The following is a 23,432-nucleotide window of genomic DNA, read 5'->3' on the forward strand; positions in this document are numbered from 1 at the left end:
GTCGCCGGTTCGGCATACTCGCAAGTCAGGCCGTTTCCACACAGCCTCGGCCAGAACCAGTCGTTCGACCGCGCTTGAGAATGCGGCCGCAAGCGGACATACGATTTGATCTTCTAATAGGGAATGGAAATGCCAACAATCGCCTTCACAGCGCCTGCAACTGTGTTTGACTTTCGCCGCTCGGATGATGGCGAAGTTGTGGAGGATCTCGGACTACTCCAGACTCTTGATGGCCTTGCCTACACCGACGAAGAGTTCTCAGATTACCTCGCAGACGATGATCGAACACGAGGGCTCGCAGCACTGGGTGTTACGGGTGGCGATCTGACCTTTCATTTTTCGGGAACTGGGCTGGAAGCGCGCACCATCTACTCAACTCCGCGCGCGCTGAACGCTGTGGAACTCGGCGCGCTCTGCGAGTACACCATCGGCCAATGGAGCGATGGAATCGGGTCCAACTTTTTTCAGGAAAGACTTGCTGAAGGCCTTGCCCCTCAAGTTCTCCTTCCTGACTCGCGCATGGTTCGTGCTGAACAGTTTGCCTAGACACCACAGATTGCGCCGCTCACGGCCAAGACCAGACGTTCGAGTTGCCGCTGGTTAAGAAGCTATCCGACAGTGCATAGCCTCATGAAAATTGCCTTCCTCGCCGCCGTAGCCGTCGCAATAGGCGGATGTGCTGTTTCAGCCCGTGCGGACACCGCTCGGCACTTGCAGATGACCTCTGGAGGGCGGCTACTCGCCCAAGTTGACATGTTGGATGACAACCTATGCGCTGCCTTCCGAAGCCAAATGCAGGAACGCTTTCGGGCCGGTATGGCTGCAACATGTGGAGCGTCGAACGAAGGACTGGAGTTCCACGCGGTGCTGAAAATGTCTGGAGCGCCACGCGACAGTGATGCCTACTTTCCCTCGCAAGAAGCCTGCGACGGCTTCACCTTGGCAATTTCTCGGGGATCGTTCGCAACCGTAGTAGACCGCTGCCGGCAGCGTTAACAAACCCTGAATTCCGTATGAAGCTGTACCTCGCGTGCCTGGTCATCCTTTGCGCCCTTTCCGGCTGCGCGACCAACGGACCGGTTGAGATGTCCACCGAAGGCCTCGGGAGCAACCAGGTGGCGACGCTCACACCCGCCCAGATGCCGGCGTCCGTGCTCATCAATATCGACAGAAAAAGGCCGGGCAACTGTTTTACCAACTGCTCGTTCTATCGCCCTGTGCGCATCTTGGCTGGCAAACACAAGATTGAGATGCAGGTGATGCTGCCCTCGCCGATCTTCAAACAGGATGGGCCGTGGATTCCGCCGGAGCACGTCGCGGCGGCGAAGAAGCTGAGGTCAACAGCCTCGTCTATCTTCACAACAGCCTTTTGGCTGGACGAACAGGAACTCACTTTCGAAGCCGGCAAGAACTATCAGTTGAGGTATGGCTACCTGAGCAGGAGCGACCACTCCCCTTACATCTGGTGGGTGGTGAGCGACGCAGGCCAGCCAGATGCCAGCGCAGCAACAGCGGCTGATCGCAAGTGAAGCAGTTGCCCGGGCCTCGCGATGCCGCAGTTCCCCCTTGCCTTTCATGACGCATCATGTCGGCAAGCGGCCCATCAAGGTCATCGATTGACTGCCTGCTGCCGCGGGCTGGGCACGATCAGCGCTGATTCGAATCATCGTCTGGGCGGAACAGGCATCAACCGCTTCTTCATCTGCAACCTTCCCCCCTGCCTGAGCGGCGGCTGGTGCGCTGCATCGACCCGCCGAATCCGCCCTTGCGCCACTGCCATGGAATCCTTCGCTGGACAGCAAATCTCGCAGCAGAACAAAGCCATCTGCGAGATGCAGCAAGGGATCCGCGCGCAGGGAACATCGATGCGGTAGTACTTGCTTCCGACATTCCCTATTCGAATCGCGGGTTGAAGCTTGCGGCATGGCGGCAGGCAGTTTAGAAGGTCAATCACAAGCTTGGTTTGTGGCTCGCACGGAGCCGAGGGAGACCCAAGGAATGACCCGCAGCTTCATCGCCCACAGCGAACTGGGCGAGCGCCTGAAGTTCCGTTCCATGACCGGACAGGAACGGATCTCCTCACTCTTCGAGTACAGGGTGCGCCTGATCAGCGACACCTCGGACATCGCTGCCAAGCGCTTGCTGGGCAAGGACATGAGCATCGAAGTGGATCTGGCCACCGAGCTGGGAGGGGCCGGCAAGCGCTTTCTCAGCGGACAGGTCACGCAGTTCACCTACGTCGGCAAGGACGACGGCGACATGCACATCTACGAGGCGGTGCTGCAGCCCTGGCTGTGGTACGCCACGCGCCGCTCCGACTTCAAGATCTTCCAGTTCAAGACGGTCCCCGAGATGCTGCACGACGTGCTGGGCCACTACGGCTTCACCATCGTGGACAAGTTCAGCGGCAGCTACCGCACCTGGGACTACTGCGTCCAGTATGCGGAGACGGACTTCAGCTTCGCGAGCCGCCTGATGGAGCTCGAGGGCCTCTACTACTTCTTCGAGCACGCGAAGGGCGGCCACAAGCTCGTGCTATGCGACGCCATGGCGTCGCACGTCAGCCTGGCCAACGGGCCCGCGAAGATCCCCTACCACGCCGGCGTGCTTGCAGCCCAGGTCCTCGAGCAGGACTTCATCGACACCTGGAGCCATCGCGAGGACATCGCCTCGGGCCACTTCGCAGCGGACGACTACGACTTCAAGAAGCCCAACGCCGAGATCGACACGACGCGACAGCAGCCGGCGGGCCACGAACGGGATCACTACGAGCTCTACGACTGGCCGGGCGGCTACACCGAGATGGGCGACGGCGAGAACTACGCGCGCGTGCGCATCGAGCAGCAAGGCGCGCGACGCGAGTTGATCGCCGGCCACGGCAACCTGCGGCACCTGGCGCCGGGCTACCTGTTCGAGTTGACGCGCCATCCGAGGTCGCAGGAGAACCGGCACTACCTGATCGAAGCCGTCACCTACGACTTCCAGGAAAACGCGCTGCGCCAGATCGGCGCCGCCGATGCCGCCTATGCCGAGGGCACCAGCGGCACGAGCTACCGCCAGACCTTCGAGGTCCTGCCCGACAGCGCCAGTTACCGCGCCGCGCGCATCACACCCAAGCCGCGCACCACCGGCCCGCAGACCGCCGTGGTCGTGGGGCCCGCAGGCGAGGAGATCCACACCGACGAGTACGGCCGCATCAAGGTGCAGTTCCACTGGGACCGCTACGGCAAGATGGACGAGAACTCATCGTGCTGGATCCGCGTCTCGCAGACCTGGGCCGGCAGCAACTACGGCACCATGCACGTGCCGCGCATCGGCCAGGAGGTGATCGTCGACTTCCTCAACGGCGACCCGGACTACCCCATCGTCACCGGCCGGGTCTACAACGCGGCGCAGATGCCGCCCTGGGAGCTGCCGGCCAACAAGACCCAGTCGGGCATCCTCACGCGCTCTTCCCAGGGAGGAACGCCGGGCGACGGGATGAAGGACTCGCCCGGCACGGCCAACGCGCTGCGCTTCGAGGACAAGGCCGGCCAAGAGCAGCTGTGGCTGCATGCGCAGAAGGACCAGCTCACCGAGGTCGAGCACGACGAGGACAAGTGGGTCGGCAACGACCGGCGCAAGACCATCGACCGCGACGAGTTCAACACGATCCATCGCGATCGCACCGAGGTCGTGGACCGCAACGAGAAGATCAATGTGCACGGCTGGCGCACCGAGGAGGTCGACCAGGACGAGACCATCACCATCCATCAGAACCGCATCGAGCGGGTGGACCTCAACGAGACCATCTCCGTCGGCCGCTTCAAGATGCAGACCGTGGGCATGGGGTACACCCAAAACGTGGGCATCTTCAAGATCATGTCTATCGGCGTGAGCTACATGGAAAACATCGGCGTGACCATGATGACCAACGTGGGCGTCGACCAGTCCCTGAACGTGGGCCAGACGCAGACTGTGCGCGTCGGAGATGTGCGCGACACCGTGGTGGGGCGCAACGATTCGCTCGCGGTGGGCGACACGCTGCGCATGCACGGCCGCAAGGTCGCGATCACGGCCGACGACGAAATCACGCTGAGCTGCGGCGCCAGCACCATCCGCATCACGGCGGGACGGATCGAGATCCTCTCGCCCCTCGACAAGCTCAACTGCTAGGAGTCACGTCCCCATGAGCGGTAAACCAGCGGCGCGCATTTCGGACAGCGTCTCCGGCGGCAAGGTCGTCAGCGGATCGGGCACGGTGCTGATCGGCAGCCAAGGCGGCGTTGCCTGCTCGGAGTGCCCGGGCGGCGTCACGGTCGGCAACCCGGTGAGTCCCTCGCTGGGAGCCAAGGTCCTCATGGGAGAGCCCGAACTGGACTTCGCCCTGCACGGTGCGATGCCGCTGGTGTGGCAGCGCCAGTACAGCAGCTACGTCAACCCAGAGCACGGCGCGCCCTGCGGTCCGCTGGGGCATGGCTGGACCTTGCCGGGCATCCTTCGCATAGAAGCGGGCGAGGAGGCCTGCCGGCTGATCACCGGCATGGGCCGCGTGATTGCCTTCGATGCCTTGCCTGAGGGCGGGTCAATCTACAGTCCGAGCGAGGACCTGTGGCTGCTGCGTGGCGCCAATCGTCCGGGCGACGCGGCATGGACGCGCGAGGCGCGCTTCCGGCGCGTGCTCGCCGAGTTCGGCGCCGATCCGCACAGCATCGTGGTCACCAACGGCCAGGCGCAGACCTTCTGGGTGCTGCAGGCTGCGCAGACGCATTCCGAAGCCAGCGCGGGCACGCACTACCTGCTGTGCCACCAGCAGGACCGCTTCGGACGGTGCCAGAGCTTCCAGCGCGACGAGTTCGACCGTGTCACCGGCATCGTCGACGGCGTGGGGCGCCGCTACCGGCTGAGCTGGCGTCAGGTGCACTCGCCAGTGGCGGCACAGGGGCTGTGGCACGCCGACAGCGGCTGGCGGCTGACTGGCATCGAACTGGCCGAGGATCCGCTGGTGACCGATCCCGCGGAATCCGTCATGCTGGTGCGCTACAGCTATTCGCCTGATGGCGACCTGCTGACCGTGCACGACCGCGCGGGTCGGCTGGTGCGCGAATTCGCTTGGCAGCGGCACCTGATGGTGGGTCACCGATACCTGGGCGGTCCGCGCCACACCTACCGCTACGAAAGTCTCGAGCCTGGCGCGCGCGTGGTCGAACACTTCAATGAGGAAGGCCTGAACTACCGCTTCGACTACGAGCTTACGCCCACTGGCAGGCAAACGCGCGTCGTCGACAGCCTGAGGCGCGTCGAGGTCTATCGCTTCGAGGGTGAGGGAGGCCTGTCGAGGCTGGTGGAGCATGTGCGCGCCGATGGCAGCCGCCTGGGCTATGCCTACGATGCGGCGGGCCGTCTCGTCGAGGCCATGGACCCGCTGGGCGCAGTGACCCGACTGCGCTACGACGGTCAAGGGCGCGCGTTGGGCAGCCAGGCGCCGGATGGCGGGCATTCGTTGCTCGAGTACGACGAGGCGACCGGCCTTCTCGTGCAGACCGTTGACGCGGCCGGACGCGCCACATGGATGGAGCACGACGAGTGGGGCCGTCTGACGCACGTCACGCGGCCGAACGGGCATGTGGAGCGCCGAGAGTACCCCTCGCCCGAGGCGGCTCCTCTGACCTGCGAATATCCCACTTTGCTCGTCGATGCGAAGGGCGGCGCTACCCGACTCGCCTGGAGCGCCACGGGTCAGCTCATACGCCGTACCGATTGTTCGGGTCGCACCAGCGAGGCGCAGTTCAATGCACGCGGCCTGGCGATGCAGCAGACCGACGCGCTCGGGCAGACCACCCGCTACGAGTACGACGCGGCAGGGCATCTGGCCGCCGTACACCATCCCGACGGCAGCACCACGCGCTACCGTCGCGACACTGCGGGGCGTATCGTGCGCATCTTGTTGCGCGAAAAGGGAGCGGAGCAGGACATCGGCTTCGCCTACGACCTCTGGGGCCGCGTCACACAGCGCTGGCAGCGCGGACTGGAAGTGCGCTTCGCCTACGATGAGGCCGGTCGACTGGTGCGACTGACCAATGAGAATGGTGCCGTGAGCCACTTCGCCTGGGACGCGATGGATCGGCTCGTCGAGGAGAGGGGCTTCGATGGTCGCCGTCAAACCTTTCTCTACGACGCGGCCGGCCGGCTCGTCGAAGCCTCGGATGGCAGGGATCGTGATGAGTTGCGCACCCGCTACCTGTGGGACGCACTAGGCCGGCTGAGCGAGATTCGTGTACCCGCCACCGCGCACAGTTCCGCGCGCATCGAGCGCCTGCAGTGGAACGCCGCCGGACAGCTCATGGCAACGCGCAGCCACCTGCGCGATGGCGAAAGCGACGAGGCTGGGCCGCTGCTGGCCGAGGCGCTGATTGAGCGCGACGCCGCGGGCCATCTCGTGGCCGAGACGCAGCGCGTGTACGACCTCGCACCGTTGACTCCCGGCAAGCCGACTGGAAGCACCATCGCCTTTGAACACATCATCTCGCACACGCTCGATCCGCTCGGAAACCGCGAGGCCAGCCTGCTACAGGATGTCGGTCGGCTCGACTATCTGATGTATGGCGCGGGCTACTTGCACGGCCTGCTGCACAACGGCCGCGGCGTCCTGGACATCGAACGCGACGGCCTGCACCGAGAGATCCGGCGCCGGCTGTTGTCGCCTTCGGGCAGCAGCGTGCTCGAAGTACAGCGCCAGTGGGATCCGCGGGGGCGTGCGCGAAGCCTCGACATGGCCGGGCTGCAGCGCCGGGATGCGGCCGGCGAAGGCACGCCCGTGTCCCTGGTCGGTCAACTCACACAGCGGCGCTATGACTACGACGACATAGGCCAACTCACGGCAATCCGGTCGCCGGGCGGCGATACGCTGTTTCGCCACGACGCGGCCGGTCGGCTGATTGGTGCAGCGGGCATGACCAGCGCCGAGCGGCGCTGGCGCTTCGATCCGGCTGGCAATCGCCTGCCGTCTTTGGACGACACACGGCTGCAATTCGAGCTCGCGCACGACGACAACGGCTGGGCCGCCGAGGTCCGCAGCCGCTGGCGCGATCAAGACTTCGACTTGCTCAACCGCGAGGAACCGCGACCGTCCACGGCGCGGTCGCTGGCGGGCATCGTGCGCTGGCACGACAATCGCGTGGGCCACGGCGACGATGCGGTGTTCGCCTACGACAGCCGCGGCAACCGGGTACAGTCGCTGCGACGCGATGGCCGGCGGCTTGTGCTGCGCTATGACGGCGCCAACAGGCTCGTCGAGTCGCACGCGACCGAAGCGGATGGAAGCGTGATCGTCAGCCGCCATCTCTACGACGTCCACGGTCGTCGACTGACCAAGACGGTGAGCGAACAGACCCCAGGCAAGGCGGCGCGAGAAAGCCGCACCTTCTACGGCTGGGACGGCGACCACTTGGTGCATGTGGAGCACTGGAGCCCGGAGAGCGAGCGACAGGTGGTCCACACGGTGTATGAGCCGGGCAGCTTCACGCCGCTGGTGCAGTTCAGCGCCGCAGGCGGCGCCACGCCCACGGGACTGGCGGCCCTCGCGGCGCATGCGCGCGACCCGCGCATGCAGCAGGCACTGCACGAGGCTTTCGATGCCTTGCCGCTGGACATGCGCGAGCGCATGGACACGCAGGTCCGCCAGATGCTACGCGACGGGCTGCCCGCATCGGCGCAAGCACTCGAGGCCTTGCCTGTCGCAAATGACACGCGGTCAGTCGCGGTGCGCCACTATCACTGCGACTACCTAGGCACGCCACAGGCGCTGACGGACGAGCGAGGCCGGCTGGTATGGATGGGCCGCTGTGATCCCTGGGGCAACCTTCTGCAGGAATTCAACCCGCGCGGCATCAGCCAGCCCATCCGCTTGCCGGGCCAGCACTACGACGCGGAGACCGGGCTTTGCTACAACCGGCACCGCCACTATGACCCGGACATCGGCAGCTACGTCAACCAGGATCCGATCGGATTGACCGGCGGTATCGCGCTCTTCAGCTACGCCCAACAGAATCCGGTGCAGTTCTCCGATCCAATGGGGCTCTATGCCTACGCCGGCACGTCGACCTCGGGGCTCGACGGCGCACCAGTGCAGGGCCCCCTGTCCGGCGGCGCGCAGAACTGCCCAGACTGCGTGCAGGTGGCGGATGCCAAGAGCACCGCTGCAGCCTGCTTGGTAGGCATCTTCCTCATTTTTGGATTGCCGACCGGCGGCCGGACCAACTTCCCGGCGCCACCGCCGCGCCCGGTACGCGTGGAGCAGGTACAAGAGCCGAAGAAATGCGTATGAAGAACGCGCGGCCCGCTTCGTTCACGCACTTCGTGGGGGCGCAGTACGCCTCCCTGCAAACGACCGTCGCTGTGGACCAGGCAGGTATGCTGTGAACGTCTCGCCGTTCCGCCTTGACCAGGGTTGGAGCCTGCGATCATCAGGAGGCGGCCGAGCATCCGACGAAGGCGACGCACTCCGCGAGGTTGAGGCGGCCAGCAGCAGGTACTTCTCGGCATCGGTGCGCCTGCTTCGACGCTTTCGGCGAGAAGACAGGCTTTCGGACAATGCGCGCGAGGAAATCATGAACCAGTGCTTTGCGGGCGGCGACTACAACCATAAGCAACAGGCCGGCAACGTCTGGAACGCCTACAAGAACTGCGCAGGCACGCCATGAGCGGCCAAGACCTCGACGAGGAATCCCTGTGCAGCCGGGTACTGGAAGCCTTTCCCGAGGAACGGCTGGCGGCGCAGTGCCATGCCGAAGACGCCTCCCTGGGCTTCGACGGCCAAGGCATCGCGCGCCTCAACGAGCAGTTGGGCGGCAGGCGCTGGACGCAGTTCGACTGGCCGGCCATCCTCGCGCTGCACCTCGATGCGTGGCAGAGCATCGCGCAGCTCGAGATCGAAGCCTACCGGCGTGTGTTTCCCTCGCTGCTGTCGTACATCGCGGGGCCCCGCGAGGACTTGCTCTCAGAGCACTTCATCGAGATGCACCTGAACCTCGGCAATGTGTTCAGAGCAGAAGAGTCCGGCTTCCTCGCATCCCTGGACGACGCGCAAGCCGGATGTGTGGCACTGGTGCTCCTGTCCCGCGTCGAGAAGAAAAGGCAATGGCGCCTGTGCCAGGATGCGCTGGACTCCTACTGGGGACTGTTCGTGCCCGAGGGCGAATGAACGCCGGCCGGTGACCGTCGGCCACCCTCGCCCTCTCCATTCAGGAACTGCGCCCAACTGCCGATCATGCGCACCTCGCACCTTGGAGTCGGCATCAACAGCCGTGGACGCTGCTGGCGCTCGGCCCGAATCCCCCTCCACCGCCGAGTTCGAGGACGCCGCGCGGGCGCTGGCGATGGATCTGCGCGTCGTGCATGTGGCGCAGCCGGCGGACCCGGCCCGGTGGCGCTGGACATCATGGGCGGCAACGTGGACTGCGGCTTCATTGTCGCGTCGGTGGTTCTGCCTCATATCCAGAGCGGCCGGCTGCGCGCCATCGCGGTTTCCGGCAAGGAAAGATCGGGCTTGCTGCCGACCGTTCCGACGGTGGCCGAAAGCGGTCATCCCGGCTTCGATGCGACCTTCTTCGAGACCTTGATGGCCCCCTCCGGTCTTCCCGCACCCACTGTGGACAAGATCCAGCGCGACGTCCGTACGGCCCTGCAAGCGCCTGCCGTGCGCGCCCGGCTGGCCGAGATGGATCTGTGCGTCGAGGCCAACTCGCCTCAGGATGCCCAAGGCCGCGGTCGAGAAGACTTTGCTAAGTGGGGCGTCATCGCGCAGAAGACCAGGGCTGCAGCTGGATTGAAGCGCGAGTTCCGCCTCGGGCAGGAGGCGAACTCTGATGTACCGCGTGCGTGACACTGCAGCACGGACATGTCTTGATGCGAAGGCCGGAGAGTCCGGTACATCCAGTGCGCGCTGCCAGGCCTCGTCACTGGCCGGGCTTGATGTGCCGGGTCTCCAGTTCGCGCCGAGTCTTGGCCAGTTCCTCGGCCAGCAACTTCTCGTCTGGCAGCATGGTTTGGTATTCAGCGGCCAGCACCTTGTTCGGCAGTCCTTCCAATGCGTAGCGGGCTTCCGCAGCTCCCTTTTCCGCGCACATGATCAGCCCCACTGGCGGGTTCTCCCCGGGCTTCATCCAGTGCTCTCGGGCGTAGTTCAGATACAGGTGCATCTGCCCAGCGTCGGCATAGCTGAACTTGCCGACCTTCAGGTCGATGACCAGCAAGCACTTCAGTCGACGATGGAAGAACAGGAGGTCGACACGAAACCAGCTGTCGTCGATGCGCAGCCGCCGTTGGCGCCCGACGAAGGCGAAATCGTCACCCAGCTCCAGAAGGAAGTCCGCCAAGTGCTGGATCAAGGCGCCCTCCAGATCGGATTCCGAATATTCGTCCTTGAGATTGAGAAACTCCAGCACGAAGGGGTCCTTGATGGCCTGTTCAGGCGTGAGTGCGTCGGCGGACTCGACGACCGCGCCCTTGGTCAGCATGGCCGCCTTGTCGGCAGACAGCGCGGTGCGCTCGTAGAACTGGCTGCCGATCTGGCGGTCCAGTTGCCGCACGGACCAGCCTCCCCGCAGGGCCTCGGTTTCGTAGAAGGCCCGGGCCTGCGAGTTTTTGACCGACAGCAGACGCACATAGGCCGACCAGGGGAGAGGGAACGCCTGGGCGATCGACAGCAGGTCGGGCAAGGCCCCAGACACCGTCTGGAGTTTCTCGGGAAAGGCCGATTCTCCAGACGGTGTCTGGGGAATCCGGCGTGCGCGCGATGAAGTGGACGGCGGCCGCTGGGGCCGAGACGAGGGCCAGGCGGTATAGAAGAGCCGCATCTGCCACAGGTTCTGCCGGCTGAATCCTCGGCCAAATCGTGCCGAGAGGTCCGCTGACAGGCGCTCGATGAGTGCCTCGCCATAGGCGGCTCGTTCTTGTCCACCCTGCTCGAACTCGACGACCCGACGGCCGATCTCCCAGTAGGTGGCCGTCATCAGCGCGTTGACGCTGCGCGCGGTCGCCTGGCGGGCCGCCTCCAGCAGCGAGACGATGTCCGCGTGCACGCCACCGTAGCCGGCAAGCTCAGGCGTGGTCGCCGTCATGCGGGCACCCCGGACGAGGAGATTCCAGCCTCCCCTTCAAGACCTCCGCAAGTGGCACCGTCCGTAGCCACCGGGACGACGCCCCTCCTGAAATGCTTCATCGGAGGTCTCCATCGCCTTGACATAGCCGGTCATCTTATCAACAGGCCCGAGCCGCCCTTGCACAACCCCGAGCGCTCGCTGCCCCACGTGCCCGCCGACGCAATGACGCTGATGCGCGGAGAGAAGGCCGCGCGCCACGCCGATGCAGGCGTTGTCTGCCTTGAGGTCGCGCTCGGCCTGCAGGATGTCGAGGCGGCGCTGCAGCAGCTCCGAAGGCAGGCCCTGCGGCACGGGTGGGCCTGCACTCCATCTTGCTGCCCCGCAACGCCCATCGGCGGCCGGCGACCGCTCTTGCCGTTCGAACAACATCTGCACGGGCCCGCGCGGCGGGCGGTACTGCTTGAGCGACACGGGGGCGAAGAGCTATATCCGGCGATAGGACACGAAGGCTTGCGAGCGGAACCGGCAGCCGAGAGCTCGAAGCCGCATCCGTGTTGTAGATCGCCACCGCCCCGACGTCTAGCACCGATCCAGTCCCTGTGCTGGGGGAGCATCACCTTTTCGACCCATTCATCAAGGCTTGATAGATCGTTGCGCCGGGCCAGGGCAGGCGCTGCTGACTTCTTGACCACGCGAGGTGCACGTGCGCGACACGGCCCGAGCCATCGCAAATTTCGAAGAGCGCATCGTCACCGTTGCCGCGAGCGAGAAGCCGTACGGGAAGCCCATACATGCAATGGCCGATCGGCATCTGGCCTCGAGCTGCTTCTTGAAGTTTTGCTGGAACTGCTCGCCGAGATTCAGCCCACCGCCTTGGGGCCACCCAAATCCAACCAGCGCTTGGGATTCTCATAAATCCATGATTTATAAAGAAAAAACACCATCTCTAAAATCAACCAGATGGATGTTCAGGCTCGCATTCTTCAAGCGCTACGCCCTCGAAGCGATGGCGTGGTCCTGCGCTCCGACCTCAGCTCTCTGGGCAGTGCCAGTCAGGTGTCTGCCGCCTTGGCCGAGCTCTGTCGCAAAGGCTCCATATCGCGTATCGAACGCGGCGTGTACGCCCTGCCCACGAAGTTGGCTTCACAGGGCAAACAAGCTCTGCTTCAATCCGCCCGTAAGCGGCAGGCGGACGCGCGCCAAGCTACATCCACGAGGGAAAAGCTCAAGGCTCAGAGAATCACGGCTGTTTCACGACACGTGATGGCGCTGGCCAAGCGCGTGGGCGTTTCGTACGTTCCGACTTTCAGCGATCGCTGGGTTGCCAGCGTCACCAAGCTTGCTGGGGACGACATCGCAAGCGATTCAACCGACGACCTGCTCGTGGCGCTCGCGCGCGCCGGCAAGCTGTCACCGGTAGACATGACAAAGATGGTCATGGCACATCACCGTGCACTCAAGGCACATGTTTGATCCATTCGGGGACTTTGAGACAGCCGGATATTTGCGCAACTCGCATCAGGATAAGGACCTCGACATCGTCAAGGTTGCTGAGCACGCACTGTTTCGCGCGCAGCTTCCAGAGGCGCTCGCGTACCTCTCCCGACGCGAGCGGATCGGGTATGAAGACTTTCTGGAAGTCCACCAACTGCTTTTCAGCGCCCTGTACCCATGGGCCGGAACAGACCGCGCCGAACTTCTGCCCGAAAAGGCCGTCCCGAAGGGTTCGAAGACTTTCAACTCTACGGCTCTCAGGCCCCGCTCACGCTGTTGACCAACCGTGAGGGTGCCTGGGCAGTCTTTCCGCCCCACTTGAGCGGATGGCGACGGACATCGAGCTCGTGCGCAGCGCTGCCCTTTGACTGCACGAACCTGGTGGGGCTGCCGCGCGGCAGCACTCGACCAATGCCCCAGGAAGGCATTGAGCATGGAAGCCATCAGGCGAGCACCGATGGAGCAAACTGGTTGCGCAGGTGACGCGCCATGAAATCGCGCGCTTCGCCGGCAGACACGGGCTTGCACAGCCAGTAGCCCTGGGCCTCGTCGCATCCGTGGCTGCGCAGGAACTCGAGCTGGGCGGCGGTCTCGATGCCCTCGGCCACGACCTTCATCCGCAGCCCGTGGGCCAGCGTGACGATGCCGTCGATGAGTGCACGCGCATCTGCATCCTGCGAAAGGTCGTTGACGAACGAGCGGTCGATCTTGACCGTCGACAGCGGAAAGTGCTTCAGGTGGGACAGCGAGGAGTAGCCCGTTCCGAAATCGTCGATCGCGAGGCCGACGCCGATGTCCCGGATCGCGCGCAGCAGCTCCACCGCATGCTCCGGGTTCGCCATCATCGCGCTCTCGGTGATCTCCAGCTCCAGCAGTGACGGATCGAGCCCCGAGGCATCCAGGACGGCTTTGACGTCGGCCACGAGCGTGCGGCTCTCGAACTGCCGCGGCGACAGGTTGACGCTGATCAGCACCTGCGGCAGACCGTGCTTCTGCCAGGCGAGCGCGTCGGCGCAGGCCTGCTCCAGTGCCCACCTGCCCATCGACACGATCAAGCCGAGCTCTTCGGCGATCGGGATGAACTGCACCGGCGGCACCATGCCCAGAACCGGATGATGCCAGCGCATGAGCGCTTCGACACCGACGATGCGCTGGGTCTGCAGGTTCAGCTTCGGCTGGTAGTGCATCTCCAGTTCGCCGCGCTCCAGGGCGCGGCGCAGCGCGCTCTCCAGCATCAACTGCTCGGTGCTCCGCGCATTCATCTTGGCCGCGTAGAAGCGGTAGGTGTTGCGGCCTTTTCCCTTGGCGTGGTACATCGCGGTGTCGGCGTTCTTCAGCAACGCCTCGGCATCGCCCCCGTTTTCCGGATAGATGCTCACGCCGACGCTGGCGCTGACGTGCAACTCGCGCCCTTCGATGACGAAGGGCTCGGCGCAACAGGCCAGCACCTTTTCGGCGAGCACCGCGGCATCGTTCGCGCTGTCCAGGTCCTCCAGCAGCAGCACGAACTCGTCACCGCCGAAGCGCGCCACGACATCGGTGCCGTTCAGCATCGCCGTGAGGCGCTCGCCGCAGATCCTGATCATCTCGTCGCCCGCGCCGTGGCCCAGGGTGTCGTTGATGTGCTTGAAGCGGTCCAGGTCGACGAACAGCACCGCGAACTGCTTCTGGCTGCGGTTGCTGCGCCTGATGGCGCGCGCGAGTTCGTCTTGCAGCGCCGCGCGGTTGAACAACCCCGTCAGCCCGTCGTGGCTGGCCATGAAGCGCAGGCTGCGCTCGGCGAGCTTGCGCTGTTTGTACTGGGCGATCTGCAGGGCGATCACGCGCAGCGACTCCAGCGTCTCGGCCTCCATGACGGCGAGTCTGGAACTGAAGAGCTCCAGCGCCATGGTCGCATTGGTGGCAACCATGGGCACGATGAGGCCGGTGGTCAGCCCCGCTTCGCGGGCCATCGCGTCGCGGGCGAAATGCCCCGGGGAGGCCTGCGTGTCGACCCGCACGACGCCGGTCTTCCAGGCACGGCCGAGCGAGCCTTCGCCGGGCCGGTATTCGCGCAGGCGGCTGTCGCGGACGAACCGCGTCACCGCCGGGTCCTTGTCTTCGGCATGCCAAGCGGCATCACAACGAACCAGGCCGTCCTCGCCCACGCTCCACAACGCGCCGCAGTCCCAGCACAGGTCGGTGCATATCGCCTCCAGCGCCAGCCCCATCACCGTCTCGGCCCTGCCGTCGCCGGCCAGCAGGCGGGCGATCTTGTACTCGAGCTTCTGCCGCAGCGCATCCTTGCGCGGCTGCGTGGCGTCGCGCACGGTGCCGCGCACCAGCGTCCTCCCATCTTCCTCGGTCGACTGTGCAATGACGTGGAGCCAGCGTTCGGTGCCATCGGGCAGGCTCAGGCGGTGCTCGAATTCGCTGCGCTCCGTGGAATGGAAGACCCGCGCGATCTGCCGGCGGACTGCGGGGCGCTCCAGGGCCGGCACGCGCGACAGCAGCGCGTGCAGGTCCGATGGCGGGGAATCGTCCCCGAAGCCCAGGATGCGCTGGGCTTCTTCGGAGCATTGCAGGGCCCCGGTTTCGGGGTCGAGGGTCCAGCTGCCCAGACTGGCCAGTTGCTGGGCGTCCTTCCACTGACGTTCACTGACGCGCAGGTGGCTGGTCATCTTGTTCGCCAGGACCTGGGCCCGGCTGCGCGAGGTGGTCAGCGAGAAGACGATGCCGGCCAACAGCATGCTGGTCGCCAGGCCTACGAGAACGATGGACCACGGGATGGCCTTGTCGAGCGGGCCGAAGACCTGGTTCTCGTCCTGCTCGACCTCGACCAGCCAGGAATGGCCCCCCAGTTCGAAACCGAGCGAGCGCTGGAGTCGGTGCGCCAGCGAAGTGGCCGCAACGGCGGGCTTCGCCAACGCGGCACTGTCGAACAGCAACTGCGGCTCGCTGAATGCGGTGGGTGGGACGAACCGGGTCTCGATGCGCGTGCCGATCGCTGCCTTGCCTGGCCCTGCGTCGACCAGGCGCAGCCGCAGCGTCCGCGCGGCATCGGGGCTGACCACGTCGCGCAGCACTCCCGCGATGCTGAAGCCCGCGCCCACCGAACCGATGTAAGCGCTGCGCCGCTGCTCGAGCGTATCGAGCGGCATTTGCGGGCGATAGACCGGCAGACGCATCGCCAGTCCGATGTCGGCCTCGCGCCCCGGGAGGCGGACCTTGCGCCCGGAGGTGACCAGCCCGCCCGTATCACGCCCCTGCTCGAGCGCGTTGCCTCGATCGGGCATCGCACCCAGGTCATTGCCCAGCAGCATCTCGTTGCCGGCCTGGGGTTCGATATAGACCAGCGGGTAGTAGATGTCCCGCTCGCCGGGTGGCTTGATGACGAAGCTGGAGGCCACGCCGGCACCGAGGCTGGCATCGCGGCGGACCTGCTCTTCGAAAGCCTTCTTCTGGTGGGCCGCGATGAAGGGTGCGTAGGTGACAGCCTGGAACCCGGGGTACGCACTCGCCAGGTTGAGCCCCGCGACGTAGTCCCTGAAGTCGCTTCGCGTCACGTCCTCGAGGGTGTTGAATCGCGCACGCAGGCCGATCAGCACGGCGATGTAGTCGTCGAAGCGGGCTTCGACCTTCTGCGCCAGATCGAGCGCAGTGGCGTCGAAGCGTTCCCGGGCGTTGCGTCCGATTTCCTGGTAGGCAGAGATACCGAGCGCGACCGACAGCGTCGCGCCGACCCCAAGGATCGCCAGCGGCAGGCGAACCTTGACCCAGATGGACATTGACATTGGACTCGCCCTCCATCGCTGGCTCAGGCCATTGCAGCGTTGCCGCAATATATCGGGCCAATACCGCAGCGTCACGCAATTAGTTACGAGGATGTCAAAGCCTTGTCCGGAGGGCTTGCTGCAAGCCAGAAGCCTTAATGCTTAATTCAAACGCACCGAGCCTTGCATCTGGACAACGAAAGCATGCGGCCCTCTTGAACACGAGAGACAACCATGCACCACAACGGCACCGCATGTGGAACTGGATCCACCGCGGCCGCCACCTGCCGACGCATGCAGGCGATCTCCCCAGCAGCGCCATTCAAGAAGCGGATGGATGCGCTGCGGCACAGACGCGATCACGACCTAGCGTCTTGGCCTGGTAGAGGGCCTTGTCGGCGGCTTCGATCAGTTCCTTCGACTGCCCTCTCGACACGGAAGGCCTCAGCGCCTCCACACCGGCACTGAGCGTCACAAAGCCGTTGGCAGCACCCGCATGTGCAATTTTCAGGTCGCGCACTGCGCTGCGGATTCGCTCTGCCAGGCCAACCGCCCCCTGCACGTCGGTGTGGGGCAGCAACACCGCCAACTCCTCCCCGCCATAGCGCGCCGCCAGGTCCCCCGGTCGCCTGGACGCCAGCGCGGCGACCGTGCGTCCGATCTTCTGCAGGCATTCGTCGCCCGCCGCATGACCATAGATGTCGTTGTACTGCTTGAAGCAATCCACATCGATCATGATCAGGGCCAGCGTGCTTGCCTCCCGGACCGCACGGCTGAATTCGGTATCCAGGGTGACGTCGAACTTTCGGCGGTTTGCAAGCCCGGTGAGCCCGTCTTCCATCGCGAGCGTATTGAGGGTCTGGTTCAGCGTCTCGAGTGCATCTCGCGCCCGCCGCAGTTCCGCCTCCGTTTGAATCTGCAACTCGAACTGCTTGACCAGCCGCCACCCAACGGCCGCCACAACCAACACGAGCAGAACGACGCCTCCCGAATGCCACAGCGTATCGCGCCACCAGCCGGCGAGGATCTCCTCCTTGGAAAGGGACGCGGCAACGAACAGCGGATAGTTGGGAAGGCGCCGAAAGCTGTTGAGCCGCAGGACGCCGTCCTGCGCAGACCGGATGTAGGCAGTCCCCACAGGCCCTTGCGAACGATAGGCTTGAAAGAGCTCGCTACCTCGCATGTCGCGCCCGACCACGCTGGGGCTGTAGGGCCGACGGGTGATCATGGTTCCGTCTTCGCGTATCAGTCCCAGGGCGCCCGCCTGCCCGATGTCGAGGCTGTCGAAGAACTTGCCGAAGAAGTCGACCCTGATCGTTGCAAGCGCGACCCCGGCAAAGCTGCCATCGGCATGGTTGATGCGCCGCGAAATGGGAACGAGCAACCTGCCATTGGTCCGACTCTTCACCGGCACGCCGATATGGGACCCGCGGCTCGTGCTCGCACGATGGAATTGGAAGTACTCCCTGTCGGCGTTGTTCAGGTTCTGCGGCCAGACCTGACGGGAGTTCGCGACCCAGTTGCCAGCCTCGTCATAGATGTGAAGCCCATCCAGCTGCGGGAGTTGGGCAACGCGTACCGCGAGAAAGTCGCGAAGCCGCGCCACCTCGGCGGGCCCCGTCCCATCGGATTCGATCCGCTCGACGAGTCCGACCAGCACCGTATCGGCCAGCCTGATCTGATCGTCTGCCTGCTGTGCCATCGCATGTGCGAGGTTCGACGTCGCCACGCTCATCTGGCGCAGGTGGAGCTGGCGAGACTGCCAACTGTTCCAGCCATCGATGGCGACCAAGCCCAGGCACACGATGGTCACGAAGATCACCGTCCTGGTCGTGATGGAGGGTCGTCGCAGCACTGCTTACCCTAGCGGTGAGAAGGCCATGCACGGACTTTGACACATTCACGGCCACTTGGAGCCCCGTGGAAAACAGGTCCTGCGCTCGCGGGTTCCATGTCCGCGGCGCACGATGGTCAGCGCATAAGTGGATAGCGTTATTTTTACGAGCCACAACCCACGCATCAGCCGTCCGCGCCGTCTCCACTGATCCATCCTTGAAGCGAACGCATCGCATGTGTTACGCAACTGGGTTTGGCAAGGCATGCATGGCGAGATAGACTGAAACCGCGAGCAGTCCCGATGATTCCTCCTCCCTCCCTTGATCTCCATTGCGAACTCAAGGCTGCAGGACTGTTCTTGGCCCGCCGCGCGCGGGCCTTTTCTTGCTGCGGCCCTTGTGCAGCCTTTCGGCTGACTGCCGCATACCGGCAAGTTCGAGGTTTCCCCAGCAAAGCAGATCACGAGCCCGCATGCGCAAGCGCACCCATCGCAAACCCGTCACCGGCCTGGACCCTTATCAAAAAGCGCTCTTCCGTCGTGCCTGGGAGGCAGACAACGTCAGGGCAGGCATTCACGCGTTCATCGGAGAGGACGCCAAAGCGCTGACCCAACGCGCTGGCAGAGTCATCTATGCGGTCGTCGCCGGCTGCGAGCAGGCTGGTATCCCGGACGATGATCCCGATGTCCGGATCCTTCACGATGCGGGCCGGGCGATTCTGGAATTGAGAGGACAAGCCGAGATCGGCGATCAGCACAGAAAGCGGATCATTTCAGGACTTGCAGCAGGTGAGCGGCTGCTGCCTCGACTGGATCCGGCGGCCGTTCGTGGCGCCGCGCTTGAACTGGCCAAGGCAAGCAGCGACAAGGAGTGAAGTCCAGGCGATGTGCGCGGCGCAGTTCAGCGCACGTTGCGCTCTCGTACCAATCGCAAACGCCGACGAAGGCATCGTGGGAACCATCCCCATCCGGAATGCCGCAGAGCGCAGAAACCGGGGAAGACCGCATGCGTGGTACTCCCAAGTTTTCTGAAAGCGGAGCTGCTGAGCAGTACCAAAGGATACGGGCAGTTCACCTACTTGGTCCTCGTGCGAGAACCCTGTACGGTCCTCAACAACCTGCTCGCGCCCGACACGAAGGACGCTGCAGGAGTGAGCGGCACCGGCCGGCAACACCCCACCCTGGACGCAGGCACAAGACACCTACGACGACAATGCCCCTACGCAGCTTCTCCATCGCGATTCTGGGCATGGACGAAGAATCCCAAGCGATTCTGCAGAGACACCTGGGCTTGCTGGGGCATCGGTCCGCGGCCTATGCCGCTGCGGCCGACCTGCTGGCAGCCATGGGCACGGCGGATTCGCTTGACCTGCTGTTGCTGCGCCCTCAGGACAGGGAAACATACCAGAGCCTCTGTGCGGCTTGCAATTCGCTGAACACGCCTGCGCTGCTTGTCTTGCACGACGGCGAGTGGCCGCATCTGTTGCCCGAGACCGAGGACTTCATTGAAGTCGATGCCATCGAATGGAATCCCACCCATTCGATCGAACAGGAACTGAACTGGAGAATGCAGCAGCTGTGGTCCCGTTCGCGCTCGCCGAAGCCCGCGAACAAGACAAGGAAAGAGAGGAACAGCTGGGGTCCCTACAAGTTTCTCCTGGACTCCCGGACCGTCCTGAACCGCGACCACGCCATTGCGCTCTCGTCGTTCGAATTCACCCTCGCACTCGAGCTTTTCCGCGGCCTCGACCACATCCTGACGCGCGATTGGCTGATGCACCGGCTGTGGGCCGACAAGCCCCGCATGCCGGATCCGAGGACACTCGACGTCTACGCGACAAAGGTGCGCAGGAAACTGGAACTGACCCCCGAGAATGGGTTCGTGCTGCATGGCGTGTACAAGCAAGGCTACCAACTCATCGCCCTCCCCCAGGCGCCGGCAGGCGCAAGCGAGACCTCGGCTTGATCACGCGCCGAACCTTCTCGTGCTGTCGCGGCACGCCCCCTGATGCAGGGATTCGGCGGCGCACCAGCCAGTCGAAGATGCCGATGACGTCCTCCTTCCTCGCCATCGACACGAACATCTGTCGGCCCGAACCATCGAACCGTTCCGGCGACGGGCAGGCAAGGTCCCAACTGCTGCTTCGCTCCTTGCAGAAGGACTGCACGTCCTGTGCATTGACGCCCGAGCACCACGTGCACGGCAACTGGGAGTCTCTCGATCGCCCAAGAGAGATGGCGTCGATTGAACTCGCCAGGTGATCTCTACGTCGTCTACTTCCGCGCTTTCTCGATTTCCGCCATCAACTCCTTGACGGTGGCTTCGCCCACGGACGCCGAGTACTTGTCAATCACCGGCCTGACCTTGGCGCGCAGCTTGGCCATTTCTTCCGGAGGCAGTTCCGAGACGGTCATGCCTGCTTTTTTCAGCGCGTCAAGCGCACTGTCGGCGGCGCCACGCGAGGCCTGGCGCTGGAACGCCGTCGCTTCGGCCGAGGCTTCGGTGAGGATCTTCTTCTCCTCGGCGCTCATGCCATCCCATGTCTTCTTGCTGACCAGCAGCGCCTGCGGGTTGTAGATGTGCCGGGTCTGGGTGATGTGCTTTTGCACCTCGGCGAACTTGGACGACAGGATGGTGGTGTTCGGGTTCTCCTGCCCGTCGACTGCCTTCTGCTCGAGGGCTGAATACAGCTCCGGGAACGGCAGCGGCGTGGCGTTGGCGCCCAGCGCGCCGAACATGTCGATGTAGATCGGCGACTGGATCACGCGGATCTTCAGGCCCTCGAGGTCCTCGGGCTTGCCGATGGGGCGCTTGCTGTTGGTGACGTTGCGAAAGCCCAGGTCCCAGTAGCCCAACCCGTGCAGGCCCTTATCCTCCAGCTTGGCCATCAGCTTCTGACCGAAGGGGCCGTCAGTGACCGCATCGGCCTCCTTGCCGCTGTTGAACAGGAACGGAAAGTCGTAGGCCGCGAACTCCTTCACCTGCGCCGAGAGGATGCCCGCGTTCAGCACCGTGAGCTCGACCGTGCCGCCCTGCAGCGCCGACACGGTCTGCAGGTCACCGCCGAGCACGCCACCCGCGAACAGCTTGACGGCGATCTTGCCGCCCGACTTGGCGGCGACCAGATCGGCGAACTTCTGCGCGCCCTGTGCCTGGGGGTGACCGGTCTGATTCTGGAACGCGAACTTGAGCGTGCGCTCCTTGACCTGTGCGACCGCACCTGGCGCGGCAAGAACAGCCGTGGCGGCCACAGCGGCCAGCAACAGCTTGCGAATCGGATTCTTCTTCATGGCAGTTGTCTCCTGGTGATGCAAGTCAGGCTCTCTTCTTGAACAGCGCCGAACCGCCGCTGGCGCGTGCGACCTCCTCGGCCGCACCGAGCAGTGCCGGCCCCAGTGCCTCCATGCGCTGCGGCGTCAGCCTGACCGCGGGCCCCGCGATCGTGACCACGCCGATCACCGCGCCGTTGACGGAGAAGACGGGGGCGGCCATGGCGGTCATTCCCGGTGCAAAGACCTCGTTGATCATGCTGAACCCACGCTGGCGAGCCGCCTTCACGTAGACCATCACCGCCTTGAGCGTGGTGGGTGCCTTCGGGCCGAAGTCCTCCGGCTTGCCCAGCCCCTTCTTGGCCACCAGGGCCATCGCATCGTCCTCGCTCATCGTCGAGAGCCAGGCATGTCCCGCGGCGCTGCACGACAGCATGACCGACAGGCCCATGTCCGGGTCGTAGCGCAGCCCGTGGGTGGCCCCTTGCGCCTTGGCCACGAAAGTGAGGTCTTCGCCGTCGACCACCGCCAGGCGCACCAGCTCGCCCGATGTGGCGGCAAGCTGGTCCAGCAGCGGCTGGGCCACATCCACGATGCCTGAATTGCTCAGGAACGACAGGCCGACGGAGACGAGCTTGATGGTCAGCACATAGTGGCCGTCGGCCAGGTTCTGCCGCACGTAGCCACAGCGAATCAGCTCCGTCAGCAGTCGGTGCGATGCGCTCAGGGGGATCTTCAGTTCACTGGCCACCGTGGACAGTGCAACGCCCTGCGGGTGTTCCGCCAGGTATTCCAACACTTTGAAGCTGCGTCCCAGCATCTCGCTCATTTCATGTCTCCCGGTTCAACCGCGGCTGCTCGTCTTCCGCGACGTTGTCACTCTATCAGATCGCGGGAAGGGATTTCCATAATGGAAAGATTTTCCGAAAAACTCAGAATCGCGGCAATCAGTCCTTTCTGCCTTCCTCTGGAGACCTCAGTGAAACTTCTTCGTACGCTTGCCGCCGCCGGCCTGTGCATCGGCCTTGTCGCCCCGACCTGGGCCCAGCAGGAACGGGTGATCCGCTTCGGCCATCTCAACAATGCGGACCATCCGGTGAGCTTCGGCGTGAAGCGCTTCGCCGAACTGCTCGCGGCCAAGAGCAGCGGCAAGATGAAGGTGCAGGAGTTCCCGGCCTCCCAGCTCGGCAACGAGATGCAGCAGCAGTCCGCACTGCAAGGCGGGGTGCAGCAGATGTCGGCGCCGGCCACCACGTCGCTCGCGGGCATCGTCAAGGAGTTCGGCCTCGTCGACTTTCCCTTCTCCGTCAGCAGCTTCGCCCAGGCCGACGCCCTGCTCGACGGCCCCCTGGGCCAGGCCCTCATCGCCAAGCTGCCCGACAAAGGCCTCGTGGCCCTCGGCTACTGGGACCTGGGTTTTCGCAACCTCACCAACAGCAAGCGGCCGATCACCAAGGCGGACGACATCGCGGGCCTGAAGATCCGCGTCATCCCCAACCCCGTGTTCCTGGAAACCTTCAAGGCCTTCAAGGCCAACCCGGTGCCGATGCCGTTCGCCGAGCTCTACGGCGCCCTCGAATCCAAGGCGGTCGACGGCCAGGAGAACCCGTATTCGGTGATCCTGTCGAACAAGTTCTTCGAGGTGCAGAAGTTCGTCAGCGCGACGAACCACGTGTACGCCGCCAACATCGTGCTCGTCAGCAAGAAATTCTGGGACTCGCTGTCCCCCGCCGAGCAGAAGATGATGCACGAGGCCGCCGACGAGGCGCGCGGCTACCAGCGCCAGGTCAGCCGCGCGGCGGCCCAGAAGGCCGTCGGTGAACTGCAGGCCAAGGGTGCCCAGTTCAACGAGGTGAGCGCAGCCGAGCAGGTGCGCATGCGCGAGATCGCCAAGCCCGCGATCGACAAGTTCGCGGCCCAGTACGACCCCGCCATCGTCAAGCTCTACAACGACGAACTCGCCCGCATCCGCAAACAATGACCGCGTCGACCACGCCAGAA

At 64.4% G+C, this 23,432-nt stretch carries 18 protein-coding genes; 12 read left to right on the forward strand and 6 right to left on the reverse strand.

Annotated features, from left to right (window positions below; translation table 11 throughout):
- Nucleotides 1–129: 129 nt before the first annotated feature.
- From ABL840_RS20085 to ABL840_RS20115, 7 genes are all read left to right on the forward strand, one after another.
- On the forward strand, nucleotides 130–546 hold the full coding sequence (locus ABL840_RS20085; RefSeq protein WP_126472090.1) for a hypothetical protein: 417 nt from the start codon (nucleotides 130–132) through the stop codon (nucleotides 544–546).
- A gap of 467 nt (nucleotides 547–1,013) precedes the next feature.
- Nucleotides 1,014–1,529, forward strand: a complete 516-nt coding sequence (locus tag ABL840_RS20090) for a hypothetical protein (protein ID WP_093307207.1) — start codon at nucleotides 1,014–1,016, stop codon at nucleotides 1,527–1,529.
- 469 nt (nucleotides 1,530–1,998) lie between these two features.
- Nucleotides 1,999–4,155 (forward strand): type VI secretion system Vgr family protein, encoded by a 2,157-nt coding sequence (locus ABL840_RS20095; protein ID WP_093307208.1) that lies wholly within the window; start codon nucleotides 1,999–2,001, stop codon nucleotides 4,153–4,155.
- Nucleotides 4,156–4,168: 13 nt separating this feature from the next.
- Nucleotides 4,169–8,305, forward strand: a complete 4,137-nt coding sequence (locus tag ABL840_RS20100) for an RHS repeat-associated core domain-containing protein (protein WP_093307209.1) — start codon at nucleotides 4,169–4,171, stop codon at nucleotides 8,303–8,305.
- Nucleotides 8,306–8,396: 91 nt separating this feature from the next.
- Entirely contained in the window at nucleotides 8,397–8,681 is a 285-nt protein-coding gene (locus ABL840_RS20105) for a hypothetical protein (RefSeq protein ID WP_126472093.1), read from the forward strand.
- Nucleotides 8,678–9,181, forward strand: coding sequence for a hypothetical protein (locus ABL840_RS20110; RefSeq protein ID WP_093307210.1), 504 nt, complete (start codon nucleotides 8,678–8,680; stop codon nucleotides 9,179–9,181). Before ABL840_RS20105 ends, ABL840_RS20110 begins: the two co-directional genes overlap by 4 nt.
- A gap of 222 nt (nucleotides 9,182–9,403) precedes the next feature.
- Nucleotides 9,404–9,862 carry a tripartite tricarboxylate transporter substrate-binding protein gene (locus tag ABL840_RS20115; protein WP_170217170.1) on the forward strand — a complete coding sequence of 153 codons (459 nt, stop codon included), beginning with the start codon at nucleotides 9,404–9,406 and terminating at the stop codon, nucleotides 9,860–9,862.
- Between the two features lie 73 nt (nucleotides 9,863–9,935).
- Here ABL840_RS20115 and ABL840_RS20120 read toward each other — a convergent pair whose 3' ends face one another.
- Together ABL840_RS20120 and ABL840_RS20125 are read right to left on the reverse strand one after the other, a co-directional pair.
- Complete coding sequence (locus tag ABL840_RS20120; RefSeq protein ID WP_093307212.1) at nucleotides 9,936–11,099, reverse strand: PDDEXK nuclease domain-containing protein; 1,164 nt, start codon at nucleotides 11,097–11,099, stop codon at nucleotides 9,936–9,938.
- Between the two features lie 36 nt (nucleotides 11,100–11,135).
- Nucleotides 11,136–11,432, reverse strand: coding sequence for a hypothetical protein (locus tag ABL840_RS20125; RefSeq protein ID WP_176947636.1), 297 nt, complete (start codon nucleotides 11,430–11,432; stop codon nucleotides 11,136–11,138).
- Nucleotides 11,433–12,041: 609 nt separating this feature from the next.
- On the opposite strand from ABL840_RS20125, the gene ABL840_RS20130 reads away from it, so the two are divergent.
- The gene (locus tag ABL840_RS20130; RefSeq protein ID WP_093209350.1) at nucleotides 12,042–12,554 is read left to right on the forward strand and encodes a type IV toxin-antitoxin system AbiEi family antitoxin domain-containing protein; all 513 of its coding nucleotides are present in this window, start codon (nucleotides 12,042–12,044) and stop codon (nucleotides 12,552–12,554) included.
- Complete coding sequence (locus ABL840_RS20135; protein ID WP_093209351.1) at nucleotides 12,547–12,855, forward strand: hypothetical protein; 309 nt, start codon at nucleotides 12,547–12,549, stop codon at nucleotides 12,853–12,855. Before ABL840_RS20130 ends, ABL840_RS20135 begins: the two co-directional genes overlap by 8 nt.
- Nucleotides 12,856–13,018: 163 nt before the next feature.
- Here ABL840_RS20135 and ABL840_RS20140 read toward each other — a convergent pair whose 3' ends face one another.
- Both ABL840_RS20140 and ABL840_RS20145 read right to left on the reverse strand, forming a co-directional pair.
- Nucleotides 13,019–16,348 carry an EAL domain-containing protein gene (locus tag ABL840_RS20140; protein WP_093307213.1) on the reverse strand — a complete coding sequence of 1,110 codons (3,330 nt, stop codon included), beginning with the start codon at nucleotides 16,346–16,348 and terminating at the stop codon, nucleotides 13,019–13,021.
- Between the two features lie 301 nt (nucleotides 16,349–16,649).
- Entirely contained in the window at nucleotides 16,650–18,182 is a 1,533-nt protein-coding gene (locus tag ABL840_RS20145; RefSeq protein WP_093307214.1) for a sensor domain-containing diguanylate cyclase, read from the reverse strand.
- 452 nt (nucleotides 18,183–18,634) lie between these two features.
- On the opposite strand from ABL840_RS20145, the gene ABL840_RS20150 reads away from it, so the two are divergent.
- Nucleotides 18,635–19,036: a hypothetical protein gene (locus tag ABL840_RS20150; RefSeq protein WP_143043012.1), complete on the forward strand. Its 402-nt coding sequence runs from the start codon at nucleotides 18,635–18,637 to the stop codon at nucleotides 19,034–19,036.
- Nucleotides 19,037–19,410: 374 nt separating this feature from the next.
- Nucleotides 19,411–20,127 carry a winged helix-turn-helix domain-containing protein gene (locus tag ABL840_RS20155; RefSeq protein ID WP_170217171.1) on the forward strand — a complete coding sequence of 239 codons (717 nt, stop codon included), beginning with the start codon at nucleotides 19,411–19,413 and terminating at the stop codon, nucleotides 20,125–20,127.
- A gap of 308 nt (nucleotides 20,128–20,435) precedes the next feature.
- On the opposite strand, the gene ABL840_RS20160 is transcribed toward ABL840_RS20155, so the two are convergent.
- Together ABL840_RS20160 and ABL840_RS20165 are read right to left on the reverse strand one after the other, a co-directional pair.
- Entirely contained in the window at nucleotides 20,436–21,452 is a 1,017-nt protein-coding gene (locus ABL840_RS20160; RefSeq protein WP_418115939.1) for a TRAP transporter substrate-binding protein, read from the reverse strand.
- Between the two features lie 25 nt (nucleotides 21,453–21,477).
- Nucleotides 21,478–22,260 (reverse strand): IclR family transcriptional regulator, encoded by a 783-nt coding sequence (locus tag ABL840_RS20165; RefSeq protein ID WP_093209360.1) that lies wholly within the window; start codon nucleotides 22,258–22,260, stop codon nucleotides 21,478–21,480.
- Between the two features lie 150 nt (nucleotides 22,261–22,410).
- Here ABL840_RS20165 and ABL840_RS20170 point away from each other — a divergent pair, with 150 nt between their 5' ends.
- Nucleotides 22,411–23,412: a TRAP transporter substrate-binding protein gene (locus ABL840_RS20170; protein WP_418115940.1), complete on the forward strand. Its 1,002-nt coding sequence runs from the start codon at nucleotides 22,411–22,413 to the stop codon at nucleotides 23,410–23,412.
- Nucleotides 23,413–23,432 lie beyond the last annotated feature (20 nt).

The sequence above is a fragment of the Variovorax sp. NFACC27 genome (assembly GCF_048301545.1).
Taxonomy (GTDB): domain Bacteria; phylum Pseudomonadota; class Gammaproteobacteria; order Burkholderiales; family Burkholderiaceae_C; genus Variovorax; species Variovorax gossypii.